This window comes from Rhodoferax potami (genome assembly GCF_032193805.1).
In the GTDB taxonomy this organism is placed as follows: domain Bacteria; phylum Pseudomonadota; class Gammaproteobacteria; order Burkholderiales; family Burkholderiaceae_C; genus Allorhodoferax; species Allorhodoferax potami_A.
On sequence record NZ_JAVBIK010000001.1, the window covers coordinates 2,944,683 to 2,958,472 of the forward strand.

At 58.0% G+C, this 13,790-nt stretch carries 14 protein-coding genes and 1 tRNA gene; 12 read left to right on the forward strand and 3 right to left on the reverse strand.

Going from position 1 to position 13,790, the window contains the following annotated elements:
• Positions 1–2: 2 nt before the first annotated feature.
• The 8 genes from RAE19_RS14185 to RAE19_RS14220 all read left to right on the forward strand — a co-directional run bounded on the left by RAE19_RS14185 (position 3) and on the right by RAE19_RS14220 (position 8,934).
• Positions 3–2,330: a DNA translocase FtsK gene (locus RAE19_RS14185; RefSeq protein ID WP_313875498.1), complete on the forward strand. Its 2,328-nt coding sequence runs from the start codon at positions 3–5 to the stop codon at positions 2,328–2,330.
• A 7-nt stretch (positions 2,331–2,337) separates the two neighbouring features.
• Entirely contained in the window at positions 2,338–2,967 is a 630-nt protein-coding gene (gene lolA / locus RAE19_RS14190; protein ID WP_313875499.1) for an outer membrane lipoprotein chaperone LolA, read from the forward strand.
• Positions 2,968–2,993: 26 nt separating this feature from the next.
• Positions 2,994–3,803: a mechanosensitive ion channel family protein gene (locus RAE19_RS14195; RefSeq protein WP_313875500.1), complete on the forward strand. Its 810-nt coding sequence runs from the start codon at positions 2,994–2,996 to the stop codon at positions 3,801–3,803.
• A gap of 25 nt (positions 3,804–3,828) precedes the next feature.
• Entirely contained in the window at positions 3,829–5,124 is a 1,296-nt protein-coding gene (locus RAE19_RS14200) for a replication-associated recombination protein A (RefSeq protein WP_313875501.1), read from the forward strand.
• A gap of 224 nt (positions 5,125–5,348) precedes the next feature.
• On the forward strand, positions 5,349–6,278 hold the full coding sequence (locus tag RAE19_RS14205) for a branched-chain amino acid ABC transporter permease (RefSeq protein WP_313875502.1): 930 nt from the start codon (positions 5,349–5,351) through the stop codon (positions 6,276–6,278).
• A 13-nt stretch (positions 6,279–6,291) separates the two neighbouring features.
• On the forward strand, positions 6,292–7,377 hold the full coding sequence (locus RAE19_RS14210; protein WP_313875503.1) for a branched-chain amino acid ABC transporter permease: 1,086 nt from the start codon (positions 6,292–6,294) through the stop codon (positions 7,375–7,377).
• Between the two features lie 56 nt (positions 7,378–7,433).
• On the forward strand, positions 7,434–8,204 hold the full coding sequence (locus RAE19_RS14215; RefSeq protein ID WP_313875504.1) for an ABC transporter ATP-binding protein: 771 nt from the start codon (positions 7,434–7,436) through the stop codon (positions 8,202–8,204).
• Positions 8,205–8,214: 10 nt separating this feature from the next.
• A complete protein-coding gene (locus RAE19_RS14220) occupies positions 8,215–8,934 on the forward strand; it encodes an ABC transporter ATP-binding protein (RefSeq protein WP_313875505.1) in 720 nt (239 codons plus the stop codon).
• 70 nt (positions 8,935–9,004) lie between these two features.
• Here the strand turns inward: RAE19_RS14220 and RAE19_RS14225 are convergent, their stop codons facing one another.
• Entirely contained in the window at positions 9,005–10,054 is a 1,050-nt protein-coding gene (locus RAE19_RS14225; RefSeq protein WP_313875506.1) for a CDP-6-deoxy-delta-3,4-glucoseen reductase, read from the reverse strand.
• A gap of 42 nt (positions 10,055–10,096) precedes the next feature.
• On the opposite strand from RAE19_RS14225, the gene RAE19_RS14230 reads away from it, so the two are divergent.
• Positions 10,097–11,026 carry an SDR family oxidoreductase gene (locus tag RAE19_RS14230; RefSeq protein WP_313875507.1) on the forward strand — a complete coding sequence of 310 codons (930 nt, stop codon included), beginning with the start codon at positions 10,097–10,099 and terminating at the stop codon, positions 11,024–11,026.
• Here RAE19_RS14230 and RAE19_RS14235 read toward each other — a convergent pair.
• Together RAE19_RS14235 and RAE19_RS14240 are read right to left on the reverse strand one after the other, a co-directional pair.
• Positions 10,978–11,688, reverse strand: a complete 711-nt coding sequence (locus tag RAE19_RS14235; protein WP_313875508.1) for a phosphatase PAP2 family protein — start codon at positions 11,686–11,688, stop codon at positions 10,978–10,980. The genes RAE19_RS14230 and RAE19_RS14235 overlap by 49 nt on opposite strands.
• 134 nt (positions 11,689–11,822) lie before the next feature.
• A tRNA-Leu gene (locus tag RAE19_RS14240) sits at positions 11,823–11,907 on the reverse strand.
• Positions 11,908–11,946: 39 nt separating this feature from the next.
• Between RAE19_RS14240 and cysM the strand changes: the two genes are divergently transcribed.
• The 3 genes from cysM to RAE19_RS14255 all read left to right on the forward strand — a co-directional run bounded on the left by cysM (position 11,947) and on the right by RAE19_RS14255 (position 13,738).
• Positions 11,947–12,849, forward strand: a complete 903-nt coding sequence (cysM, locus tag RAE19_RS14245; RefSeq protein ID WP_313875509.1) for a cysteine synthase CysM — start codon at positions 11,947–11,949, stop codon at positions 12,847–12,849.
• A gap of 80 nt (positions 12,850–12,929) precedes the next feature.
• The gene (locus RAE19_RS14250; RefSeq protein ID WP_313875510.1) at positions 12,930–13,481 is read left to right on the forward strand and encodes an NUDIX hydrolase; all 552 of its coding nucleotides are present in this window, start codon (positions 12,930–12,932) and stop codon (positions 13,479–13,481) included.
• 29 nt (positions 13,482–13,510) lie between these two features.
• Positions 13,511–13,738: a sulfurtransferase TusA family protein gene (locus RAE19_RS14255; RefSeq protein ID WP_313875511.1), complete on the forward strand. Its 228-nt coding sequence runs from the start codon at positions 13,511–13,513 to the stop codon at positions 13,736–13,738.
• Positions 13,739–13,790: the final 52 nt, after the last annotated feature.

Sequence of the window (13,790 nt, forward strand, 5' to 3'; positions counted from 1 at the left end):
ACATGACCTATTCATTACACACACTTCATTCCCCAACACGTAAAAAGGTTCAAGAGCCCCCCGCGGGTGTGAGTCGCTTTGCGAGCGAAATTGCACTGGTGGTGGGCTTTGTGCTGTTGGCCTTGTGGCTGATCGCACTGTTCAGCCATTCTGCGCAGGACGCTGCCTGGTCCACCTCGGGCTCGGGCGCGCCGACCAAGAACCATGTGGGGCGCTTGGGTGCCCTGTGGTCAGACCTGAGCTATTTCCTTTTCGGTTTCTCGGTGTGGTGGTGTGTTGCTGCTGCGGCCCGAGGGTGGTTGTCTCTGTTGGCTCAGCGATTGCGTGGAGATGGCCCGCAAGAGCCCGTGGCAGTGGGGCCTTTGAATCGCCGTTGGTTGTTCTGGTGTGGCTTGGCGCTGTTGATGTGTTCCAGCACCTCGCTCGAGTGGGCGCGCCTGTACCGGTTGGAGTTGATGCTCCCGGGTGCCAGTGGCGGTGCCATGGGTCAGTTGATCGGGCCGTGGAGCGTGCGTTGGATGGGCTTTGCCGGGTCAGGTTTGGTGGCAATCGTGCTCGGCTTGGTCGGTGTGTCGATGGTGTTCAATTTTTCGTGGCCGCGAGTCGCGGAGCGCATCGGTGCCTTTTTGTATTCCTTGCTGGAGAGTCGCCGCGAGAAGAAAGAGGAAGCCCAAGATCGCGAATTGGGCCAATTGGCAGTTCGCGAGCGTGAAGAGGTTTTCCTGGAAGAGCGCGAGGAGACGGTGGTCTACCAAGCTCCTGCCCCGGTCGTGATTGAGCCTGTACTGGTGGAGCTGCCGCCGAGCGTGCGAGTCGCCAAAGAGCGGCAAAAGCCTCTGTTCACCGAGATGCCCGATAGCAAATTACCCCAAGTGGCACTGCTGGATGACCCGCAAGTGCGGCAGGAAACGGTGTCTCCCGAAACTCTGGAAATGACCAGCCGCATGATCGAGAAGAAGTTGAAAGACTTTGGCGTCGAAGTGCGTGTGGTGTTGGCCCAGCCGGGGCCGGTCATTACCCGGTATGAGATCGAGCCCGCCACAGGCGTCAAGGGTTCGCAGATCGTGGGCTTGGCGAAAGACTTGGCGCGGAGCTTGAGCTTGGTTTCCATCCGGGTGGTGGAGACCATTCCGGGCAAAAACTACATGGCGCTGGAGTTGCCTAACGCCAAGCGCCAGAGCATCCGCCTCTCCGAGATTCTGGGTTCGCAGGTCTACAACGAAGCCAAGTCCATGCTCACCATGGGCTTGGGCAAAGACATCATCGGCAACCCTATCGTGGCCGATCTCGCCAAGATGCCGCACGTGCTGGTGGCGGGCACTACCGGCTCGGGCAAGTCTGTGGGTATCAACGCCATGATCCTCTCACTGCTCTACAAGGCCGAGGCCCGTGACGTGCGCCTGCTGATGATCGACCCCAAGATGCTGGAAATGTCGGTCTACGAAGGCATCCCGCATTTGCTAGCCCCCGTGGTCACCGACATGAAGCAGGCGGCACATGGCCTGAACTGGTGCGTGGCCGAGATGGAAAAGCGCTACAAGCTGATGAGCAAGATGGGTGTGCGTAATCTGGCGGGTTACAACGTCAAGATCGACGAAGCCAAAGCCAAGGGCGAATTTATTTACAACCCTTTCAGCCTCACGCCTGAGAGTCCAGAGCCCTTGCAGCGTTTACCGCACATCGTGGTCATCATCGATGAGCTGGCCGACCTGATGATGGTGGTGGGCAAGAAGATTGAAGAGTTGATTGCGCGTCTGGCGCAGAAGGCGCGAGCGGCCGGTATTCACTTGATTTTGGCCACTCAGCGTCCCAGTGTGGACGTGATTACCGGGTTGATCAAGGCCAACATTCCGACGCGGATCGCGTTTTCGGTGGGCTCCAAAATCGACAGCCGGACCATCCTGGACCAGATGGGGGCAGAGGCTCTGCTGGGCATGGGTGACATGCTTTACATGGCCAGCGGAACCGGGTTCCCGGTGCGGGTGCATGGCGCGTTTGTGAGTGACGACGAGGTGCACCGTGTGGTGAGCTACCTCAAGAGCCAGGGTGAGCCAGACTACATCGAAGGCGTGCTTGAAGGTGGCACGGTCGATGGAGAGGACGGCCCCGGCGGTGAAGAGGGCGGCGGCGAAAAAGACCCGATGTACGACCAGGCGGTTGAGGTGGTCCTCAAGAACCGCAAGGCCAGTATCTCGCTGGTACAGCGTCACCTCAAAATTGGCTACAACCGCGCAGCCCGGCTTGTGGAAGACATGGAAAAAGCAGGGCTGGTCAGTGCCATGAGCGGTAGCGGCCAGCGCGAGATCCTGGTGCCGAGTCGTAACGAATAAGGTAGATATGAAGCGTTTTGCTACATTTTTAATAGCTGCTTGCGCAATATCTGCGTGGGCTAGCGGCATGAATGACTTGGAATCCTTTGTGCGCAATGTCAAATCGGGCAGGGCGGATTTCACGCAGGTGGTCACGGCACCGCCCCGGGATGGTCAAGTGGCGCGCAGCAAAACCTCCAGCGGGACGTTTGAGTTCGCGCGGCCGGGGCGTTTCAAATTCACTTACAAAAAACCGTTTGAACAACTGATCGTGGCCGATGGGCAAACGGTGTGGCTGTACGACGTGGACCTGAACCAGGTCACTGCCCGCAAACAAGCGCAGGCCTTGGGCTCCACGCCCGCGGCCTTGATTGCGTCATCGGCAGACATCAAGGCGCTGCAAAACGACTTCAACCTCGCAGACGCAGCAGACCAGGATGGCTTGCAATGGGTGCTGGGATCCCCCAAGGCCAAAGACAACCAGCTGCAATCGGTCCGGGTGGGCTTTCGCCAAAACCAACTGGAAAAACTTGAAATAGTCGACACTTTCGGCCAAAAGTCAGTCATCACCTTCAGCGGATTCCAAACCAACGCCGTTATAAATCCCGAACTGTTTCAGTTCAAGCCGCCTGCAGGGGCGGATGTCGTCCGCCAGTAGGCGGAATCACTATCGGGAGCACAGGTATGAATACGGAAGTTATTTGGAATTTTTTAAGCACCCAAGGCGCGGACTTCGGTTTGAAGCTCATGGGCGCGCTGGCCGCATGGATTATTGGCCGCTGGCTGATCAGCATGGCGCTGCGCCTCTTAGGTGCGGGTTTGCAGCGTGGCGGGAAAGTAGACCAGACACTGGCCAACTACCTGACCTCCATCATTTCGGTGTTGCTCAACATCGTTTTGATTCTCGCGATTCTTGATATTTTTGGTGTCAAAACGACCTCCTTTGCCGCGCTGCTCGCAGGCGCAGGCCTCGCGATCGGTACCGCATGGGGCGGCTTGCTGACGCACTTTGCGGCTGGTGTGTTTATGCAGGTCCTTCGCCCGTACAAAGTGGGTGACTTCGTCACGGCCGGTGGTATCACGGGTACGGTGAAAGAGTTGGGCCTTTTCGGGACCACGCTGATCACGCCCGACAACGTGATCACCATCGTCGGAAACAACACCGTGTTCTCCGGTTCGATTCAAAACTTCAGCGTGCTGCCGCATCGCCGGGTGGATTGCCTGGCCAAGGTTGCCAACGGTGTGAATGTGCAGGACGCCATTGCCCGCTTGCGCACCGCTGTGGCAGCGATTCCCAATGTGGCCACTTCGCCAGCACCGGATATCGAAATTCTGCAGTTCACCCCCGAAGGTCCTCTGCTGTGCGTGCGCCCTTACACCCATACAGACCACTACTGGCAGGTGTACTTTGACACGCACAAAGCGGTCGTTGAGACATTTGGTGCTGCTGGCTACCCGGTGCCCGAAACACCCGTTGCACATCGCAACCTGTAATCTGTGAGAGGGCCTGCGCGGCACTGTGGCGACATCAACCAACAAGCACCAGCCGCTGGCTGAGTTACTCCGCCCCAGAACACTGGGGCAGGTGATCGGCCAGCAGCATGTGCTGGGCGAGGGCATGGCCCTGCGCCTTGCGTTTGAGTCAGGCCAGCCGCACAGTTGCATTTTGTGGGGCCCGCCCGGTGTGGGCAAAACCACGATTGCGCGCCTCATGGCCGATGCATTCGACGCCCAGTTCATCACGATCAGTGCGGTTCTAGGCGGCATCAAAGAGATTCGTGAGGCGGTAGACCAAGCCATCCTGGCCCGCGACGGGCTGGAGCAGCGCAGAACCATTGTCTTTGTCGACGAGGTGCACCGCTTCAACAAGAGCCAGCAGGACGCGTTTTTGCCCCATGTCGAGAGTGGACTGTTTACCTTCATTGGCGCGACGACCGAGAACCCTTCGTTCGAGGTGAATTCCGCACTGCTTTCTCGTGCTGCGGTCTATGTATTGCAGCCCCTAGATACCAGTAGTTTGAAGGAAATAGTGGAGCGGGCGCAGACGCAGCAAGCGCTTCCTGCTATTGAAAGCATAGCAATTGACCGCCTGATTGCCTATGCCGACGGCGATGCTCGGCGCTTGCTCAATACCCTTGAGACCTTGGGTGTAGCGGCACGGCAAGAGCATATGACCGACATCACTGATGCTTGGTTGTTGAAGGTGCTGGGTGAGCGTATGCGCCGCTACGACAAAGGCGGCGAGCAGTTCTACGACACCATTTCGGCGTTGCACAAAAGCGTGCGGGGTTCTGACCCCAATGCTGCTTTGTATTGGTTTACCCGGATGTTGGACGGCGGTGCTGAGCCCCGTTACCTGGCGCGCCGTTTTATCCGGATGGCGGCCGAAGATATCGGCCTGGCAGACCCCCGCGCTTTGCGCATGGCGCTGGATGCGGCAGATGTCTATGAGCGCCTGGGTAGTCCGGAAGGCGAGTTGGCCTTGGCCGAGTGCGTGGTTTATTTGGCTGTCGCCCCTAAAAGCAATGCGGTCTACAAGGCATTTAACGAGGCCAAGGCCTTCGTCAAAAAAGACGGAACACGTCCTGTACCCCTGCATTTGCGCAATGCCCCCACCAAGCTGATGAAGGAGCTGGATTACGGCAAGGGCTATCGCTATGCCCACGACGAAGAGGGTGGTTTCGCCGCAGGTGAGCGCTATTTGCCAGAAGGCATGCCGGAGACTGAGTTCTACCGCCCCGTGGAGCGCGGTTTGGAGATCCGTATTGCTGAGAAGTTGCGCGATCTGAAAGCGCGCAATCAGAAGAAAAGCTAATAGTGCATGAAATAGGCCACGAGTTGCCGAATCTGCATAGTTCTCAAGGGTAAACCCACCCTGCACCCCCAAGACCCCTTCGCCCGACCTCGCTAGAATCGCGGCACTGCTTTTGGCCTGCACCGCCAGTGAACCTGACGTGGCAGGCTTATTGCTTTCGATGGTCTAACGCCACCAGTGTTGACGGCCATGGCCGTTCGCATATCAGAACAACGGAGTTTTTTATGGATATTTTTATACAGCAGATCATCAACGGTCTGGTGTTGGGTAGCATGTATGCGCTTATCGCGCTCGGCTACACGATGGTGTACGGCATCATCAACTTGATCAACTTCGCCCACGGTGAAGTGGTGATGGTTGGCGCCTTGACCAGCTGGACCATCATCGGTTTGATGCAGGAATCCATGCCCGGAACCCCTGGCTTTGTGATCCTGCTGATCTCTTTGATCATTGCCTGCGTTGTCGCGGCAGCCTTGAACTTTGTGATTGAAAAAGTGGCCTACCGCCCGCTGCGCAACAGCCCCAAGCTCGCGCCCCTGATCACGGCTATCGGCATGTCCATTCTCTTGCAGACCTTGGCCATGATCATCTGGAAGCCTAACTACAAGTCGTACCCGACGCTGCTGCCTGGAGACCCGATCGGTATTGCCGGTGCGGTGATTACCCCCACCCAAGTCATGATCTTGGGCGTAACGGCAGTGTCTCTTGCAGTCCTGATGTGGTTGGTCAACTACACCAAGCTGGGTCGTGCCATGCGTGCGACGGCTGAGAACCCACGTGTAGCCGCCCTGATGGGTGTGAAGCCAGATGTCGTGATTTCCGCTACCTTCATCATTGGTGCTGTGCTGGCCGCGATTGCCGGTGTGATGTACGCATCCAACTACGGTACCGCCCAACACGCCATGGGCTTCCTGCCCGGCTTGAAGGCATTCACTGCTGCGGTGTTCGGTGGCATCGGCAACTTGGCTGGTGCGGTCGTCGGTGCGCTGTTGCTGGGCCTGATTGAGGCCATCGGCGCCGGCTACATCGGTGCACTGACTGGCGGCGTATTGGGCAGCCACTACTCCGATATTTTTGCTTTCATTGTGTTGATCATTGTGCTGACTCTGCGTCCCTCCGGTCTGCTGGGTGAGCGCGTTGCGGACCGTGCCTGAGGAGAACCCGCACATGAACCCCCAAAAACGTCTTTTAACTATGCTGGTGGCTGCCGCCGGCTTGATGATTCTCCCTTTCATCTTGCAGGGCTTCGGCAATGCATGGGTGCGCATTGCCGACATGGCTTTGCTGTATGTCTTGCTGGCGATTGGCCTCAACATCGTGGTCGGTTACGCCGGTTTGCTGGACCTGGGCTACGTAGCGTTCTTCGCTATCGGCGCTTATATGTACGGCCTGATGTCGTCTCCGCATTTGATTGAGACTTTCCCTGCTATTGCAGCCATGTTCCCCGATGGCATGCACACCCCTCTCTGGTTGGTCATTCCGCTCGGTGCTGCGCTCGCAGGGGTGTTAGGTGTGCTGTTAGGCGCACCGACATTGCGTTTGCGTGGTGACTATCTGGCGATCGTGACTCTGGGTTTTGGTGAAATCATTCGTGTGTTCATGAACAACTTGGATCACCCGGTCAACATCACCAACGGTCCGAAAGGTATCAACCAGATTGATCCATTGCACTTCTTCGGTTTGAATCTCGGCAAGAAGCTGACGATTGGCGACTTTGAAATTGCTTCGGTCACCCTTTACTACTACCTGTTCCTCGCCTTGGTGGTAGTCAGTGTCATCATCTCGCACCGTTTGGAGTTGTCCCGCGTGGGTCGTGCCTGGATGGCGATCCGCGAAGACGAAATCGCCGCCAAAGCGATGGGTATCAACACCCGCAACATGAAATTGCTGGCCTTCGGTATGGGCGCCACCTTCGGTGGTGTGTCCGGTGCGATGTTTGCCTCATTCCAGGGCTTCATTTCTCCAGAGTCATTCAGCCTGATGGAGTCGGTGATGATCGTGGCCATGGTGGTGCTGGGTGGCGTGGGTTATTTGCCCGGCGTGATTCTGGGTGCCGTCCTGCTGGCTGCCTTGCCTGAAGTGTTGCGTTATGTTGCAGGACCACTGCAGACCATGACCGATGGCCGTTTGGACGCCTCGATTCTTCGTCAGTTGTTGATTGCCTTGGCGATGATCAGCGTGATGCTGTTGCGCCCCCGTGGCTTGTGGCCAGCGCCAGAGCACGGCAAGTCCTTGCAGAACACCAAGAGCTGAAATTTGTGAGCTTCCTGCCGTGAACCGGCAGGAACCTTCAACTGATTGGATAACCTATGACAGATACAGTATTGAACGTCTCCGGCGTCTCCAAGCGCTTCGGTGGCTTGCAGGCTTTGAGCGATGTGGGCATCAAAATCGAGCGCGGTCAGGTCTATGGCCTTATCGGGCCGAACGGTGCCGGCAAAACCACCTTCTTCAACGTGCTGACCGGCTTGTACACACCGGACAGCGGTAACTTTGAGTTGGCAGGCAAAACCTACCACCCGACTGCTGTGCACACCGTCGCGAAAGCCGGCATTGCACGTACTTTTCAAAATATCCGCCTGTTTGCTGAGATGACAGCGCTTGAGAACGTCATGGTGGGTCGCCATATCCGCACCCACTCTGGCTTGTTGGGCGCGATGTTTCGTACCAGCTCGTTCAAAGCCGAAGAGACTGCCATTGCCAAGCGCGCGCAAGAGTTGTTGGACTATGTCGGCATCGGCAAGTTTGCAGACTACAAAGCCCGCACTTTGAGCTATGGCGACCAGCGCCGTCTCGAAATTGCCCGTGCCTTGGCTACAGACCCCCAGTTGATCGCTCTGGACGAACCTGCAGCGGGCATGAACGCCACTGAAAAAGTGATGCTGCGCGAGCTGATTGACCGTATCCGCAAAGACAACCGCACCATTTTGCTGATCGAGCACGATGTGAAGCTGGTGATGGGCCTGTGTGACCGCGTCACCGTGTTGGACTACGGCAAGCAAATCGCTGAAGGCACGCCCGCGGATGTGCAGAAAAACGAAAAAGTGATTGAGGCCTATCTGGGCACGAGCGGCCACTAAGGATTGACAAATGACTACTAAGACTCTGCTCAAAGTTAAAGGCCTGAAAGTGGCTTACGGCGGCATTCAAGCCGTCAAGGGCGTGGACTTCGAAGTGCACGAAGGCGAATTGGTGTCCCTGATCGGCTCTAACGGTGCTGGCAAGACCACCACCATGAAAGCCATTACCGGCACCTTGCCCATCAATGCCGGTGACATCGAATACCTCGGCAAAAGCATCAAAGGCCAAGGCCCTTGGGACTTGGTCAAGCAAGGCTTGGCGATGGTGCCGGAAGGTCGCGGGGTTTTCACCCGCATGACCATCACCGAAAACCTGCAAATGGGTGCCTTCATCCGTAGTGACAAAGCCGGTATCTTGGCGGACATCGAAAAGATGTTCACTATTTTCCCGCGACTGCGTGAACGCAAAGACCAGCTGGCTGGCACCATGTCCGGTGGCGAGCAGCAGATGCTGGCCATGGGTCGTGCTTTGATGAGCCGCCCCAAAGTGTTGCTGCTGGACGAGCCATCCATGGGTCTGTCCCCCATCATGGTGGACAAGATCTTCGAAGTGGTGAAGGACGTGTATGCCCAAGGCGTAACAGTATTGCTGGTTGAGCAAAACGCCAGCCGTGCTTTGTCGATCGCTAATCGCGGCTATGTGATGGAGTCCGGCATTGTCACGATGACGGGTGACGCCAAAGACATGCTGACAGACCCGAAGGTACGCGCGGCCTACCTCGGCGAGTAAGCTGTCTACCGGCCCCCAGACTGCCCAGCGTGTTCACACGCTGGGCAGTCTGGGGGCTATTTTTTTGACATCAGCTATTGGCTTTGTCAGCCTCCGAGGTGAATGCGTCGGCATAAAACTCTTCGGGCGGCAGGCCTGCGTGCGCAACAAAATCGCGCCGGGCTGACTCCACGACGATCGGTGCACCGCATGCATAGACCTGGTACTCGCGCATGTCTTGGAAGTCTTCAAGGGCGGCTTGGTGCACAAAGCCCACGCGGCCGGTCCATTGATCCTCGTCCAGCGCGTCAGATACGACGGGAACGTAGCGCAAAGATGGCATCCGGTTTTGGAATTCTTTGACCCAGCCATCCATATACAGGTCAGCCGGGCGGCGTCCGCCCCAGTACAGCGCGACCGGACGTGTGGAGCCCGCCGACTCCATCTGCTCCAGCAAGGCCTTGATGGGCGCAAAGCCGGTGCCTGAGGCCACCATCACGATGGCTTTATCGGATTCTTCCCGCAGGTAGAAAGACCCGTGCGGGCCCTCCACGCGCAAGATCTCTTTTTCTTTCATGCTGCTGAACACATGGTCGGTGAATTTTCCGCCCGGCATGTGCCGGATGTGCAGCTCTACGCTGTTACCTTGCGGGGCGTTCGCCATCGAGTAGCTGCGGCGCGCGCCATCGCGCAGCAAGAATTCAATGTATTGGCCCGCTTTGTATTGAAAAGAGTCGTTGGCCGGGAGCTGTAGCTGGATCAGCATCACATCAGCAGACACCTTCTGCAGGGAGGTCACTCGGGTGGGCATTTTTTTGATCGGCAGTGCGCCTTCTGCGGATACTTGGCGCGACTCCAGCACCACGTCAGAGGTCGCGGTGGCGCAGCAGGTCAGCACCAAGCCTTGGGACTCCTCTTCGGGGCTCAGGGCTTTTGCTTGGTGGGCGCCATGCACCACGCTACCGGACAGCATCTTGCACTTGCAGGAGCCGCACGCACCGTCTTTGCAGCCATATGGCAAGCCCACGCCTTGGCGGATACCCGCGGCCAGCAAGGTTTCATCACTTTGCGCGCTGAATTGACGGCCACTGGGCTGCACCGTGATGGAAAAAGGGGCCGCGGCGGAGAGGGTCTCGCTCATCTTGGGTATCCTAGCTAGCTGCTGTGTAGAAAGCCCTCGATTTTGCCCTCAAACCAATCCCCACTTGGCGCACTCCCCGCGCGCTTCCGCCGTCCGCGTGTTCTGATCATCGGGTGTGGTGATGTGGGGATGCGGGTCGTGCGCGCCATGGGCGCGCGCGTTCAGTGGATGGCGCTCACATCCAGTCCTGATCGCGTCCCGGCGCTCCGGCAAGCGGGTGTGAGGCCCTTACTGGGCAACCTTGACCGGCCCGTGACGTTGCACCGTTTGGCGGGCTTGGCAGATCGTGTGCTCTACCTGGCGCCCCCGCCCACTGAAGGCTGGTCGGACCCGCGTATCCTGCAGGCTACGCACGCTCTGCGCCGGCGTAACTCGCCACGCGCCTTGGTTTACGGGTCCACCACCGGCGTCTATGGCGATTGCCAGGGCCAATGGGTGACAGAAGAGCGCGTTCTTGCGCCCCAAACTCCCAGGGCGCAACGCAGGGTTCATGCGGAAGCGGCGGTCCGCACGTGGGGTAAGGCCACGGGTACGCCGGTTTCCGTACTCAGAATCCCAGGTATTTATGCGCCGGATCGGGTCGGTGGTACACCGAAAACGCGTCTCCAAAAAGGCACGCCGGTCTTACAGGCTGACGATGATGTGTACACCAACCACATACACGCAGAGGATCTGGCAGCGGCTTGCTGGCGCGCTCTCTGGAAAGGCGCACCCCAGCGGGTCTATAACGTCTGCGACGACACCCGGTTGAAGATGGGAGACTACTTTGACCTCGCGGCAGACCTATACGGGCTGCCGAGGCCACCAAGGGTGCCCCGTGGCACCGCGGTGGAGCAGCTACCTGTGATGCTGCTGACTTTCATGAGTGAATCCCGGCGCATCAATAACAACCGCATGAAAGCGGAGTTGGGTCTGAAATTGCGTTATCCGGATGTGTCCACCGGCTTGGTCTCGTCACCGGACGGCGTGTAAAGTCTGGACAAGATTTTCCAGACCAGCCAGCTGGTCATAAGGGTGATGGGGCCGGCCCACAAGACGTCACTGAACCAGTGGGCAACCGCTGACATCCGCGAAAACCCAATGGCCAGGCCAGCGCCGGTTCCGGCTATCAGCCACCACGTGCGGCGACGCGCCTGAATCAGCATGAGGCTGCAGAAAAAGAATCCGCACGCTACATGGCCGCTCACGAAGGAGCAATTGTTGTCGCATTGATCGGTGATCACGGTCGCGCGGGTGAACTGCTGAGTGCCTCCGAAGATTTCAACCTGGTAAGGCCGGGCACGTTGCCAATTTTCCTTGAAGCCGAGGTTGACCACGGCACCGGGGCCTGCGATGCCGGCACACACCACAAACGCCAGAGGCAGCCTCCAGGCTTTGTAGCGCGAAAGAAGATGAGAGGTGAGCCAGCCCACAGCAGCCACCAGCAACATGACACGGAATGCCGCAGGCGCCCATGCGTTGATCCATTCGACCCACCACCAGGTGCGGGAGGCAATGGCCGGTGTGTCGCCCACAAATAAGGCAGCGGCTTGGATATCCAGAGTGGGCCACAGTGTTGGCACCAGAGCGGCCACGATCATGGCAGCGACAAGCTGCCAAAACAGCATTGGAGTGGAGTTCACAGGGTGCGACATGACGTGGGCGCGTGCAATTCAAAAACCAAGGATTGTGAATCAAGCCGGCTCCAGCCCCCGGGGGCGCAGGGCTTTCCCGCTTGAGACGCACATAAAGAAAAAGCCGAATGTTCAAAGAACATTCGGCTTTAATCTGGTGCCCAGGGCCGGACTCGAACCGGCACGCCTTGCGGCGGGGGATTTTGAGTCCCCTGAGTCTACCAATTTCACCACCTGGGCAGGTAATTTGTGAAGCTCGAATTATGGCACATTTACGGGATGAAATATCCAACTATTGAAGAAGCAATCGGAAAAACTCCTTTGGTCGCGTTGCAGCGCATCCAAAACACAGACAACCAGGCCCGAAATAACGTGGTTTTGGGCAAGCTCGAGGGCAACAACCCGGCCGGGTCTGTGAAAGACCGCCCCGCCTTGTCCATGATCCAGCGTGCCCAGGAGCGTGGCGACATCCAGCCAGGTGACACCCTGATCGAGGCTACGTCTGGCAACACCGGCATTGCCTTGGCAATGGCTGCGGCCGTCAAGGGCTACCGCATGGTCTTGATCATGCCCGAGGACTTGTCGATCGAGCGCGCCCAAACCATGAAGGCGTTTGGTGCCGAACTCATCCTCACGCCCAAGAGCGGCGGCATGGAGTACGCCCGAGACTTGGCCGAGCAAATGCAGCGCGAGGGTAAAGGCCGCGTGCTTGACCAGTTTGCCAATGGCGACAACCCGCGCGTGCATTACGAGACGACCGGGCCCGAGATTTGGGAGCAAACGGGTGGGCGCATCACCCACTTCGTGAGTGCCATGGGGACTACCGGCACGATCACGGGCGTATCGCGTTTCCTGAAAGAAAAGAACCCTGCGATTCGCATCGTCGGCGCACAGCCTTCAGAGGGCTCGCGGATTCCCGGAATCCGCAAATGGCCGCAAGAATACCTGCCCAAAATCTACGATCCCCGCAATGTGGATGAGCTGGTCTACGTCAGTCAGGCCGACGCGGAAGACATGTGCCGCCGTATGGCGCGTGAGGAGGGCATCTTTGGCGGTATCTCGGCAGCCGGCGCTTGCTGGGTCGCGCAAGAAATTGCCAAGCGCGAGCGGGATGCCGTGATTGTGTTTATCGTGTGCGACCGCGGTGACCGTTATTTGTCCACCGGCGTGTTCCCCGCGTAACGCACAGTTTTGAATGAAATAGGCCGCTGGCGCTCTCCATGAGTGCGGCGGCAGCTCCTAAAATAATAGCAAAGGCCACCATGTCTGCAGTGTTCAAGTTTTGCCCGCAGTGTGCAACTCCGCTGGCCGAGATCACATTGCCCGAAGACGGTGGCGACAAAACACGCTGGCGTTGCACGGCGTGCGACTTCACCCACTGGAACAATCCGACCCCCGTGCTCGCGGCGGTGATTGAGTACAACGGCCAGATTCTGCTGGCCCGCAACGTGGCCTGGCCGGGCAAGATGTATGCACTCATTACCGGCTTTATGGAGGCAGGCGAGACGCCTGAGGAGGGCATTGCCCGCGAGATTGCCGAAGAAACCAGCCTGAGCTCCAGCGCGCTCAGCCTGTTGGGGGTGTATGACTTCCAGCGTATGAACCAGGTCATCATTGCCTACCACGCGGTCTGCCACGGCGAGGTGGCTTTGAGCCCGGAGCTGGTGGATTACCGTCTGTACGACCTGCAGGACGTGAAATGCTGGCCCGCCGGTACTGGCTATGCCCTGGCTGCATTTTTGCGCTCACGCGGCCATGAGCCCCGGTTTATCGAACCAGTATGGCGCAAAGAGATTGAGCCAGCGGACGACTAAAATCAGCCCAACGCCAGAAAGCAGCCTGCATGAACTTCGACAAAGAAATTGACACCAGCGGTCTGAATTGCCCGCTGCCCATCCTCAAAGCCAAAAAAGCACTTGCGGAACTACAAAGCGGCCAAACGCTCAAGGTGGTGGCGACCGATCCCGGCTCACTGCGGGATTTTCAAGCCTTCACCAAGCAAACCGGGCATGAATTGATTGACCAGCAAACCGCTGGAACCATTTTTATCCATGTACTCCGCCGCCGTTAAGCCGCTTCACCCATAAAAAAAGCCGGTTTCAGAACCGGCTTTTTTCATGGGG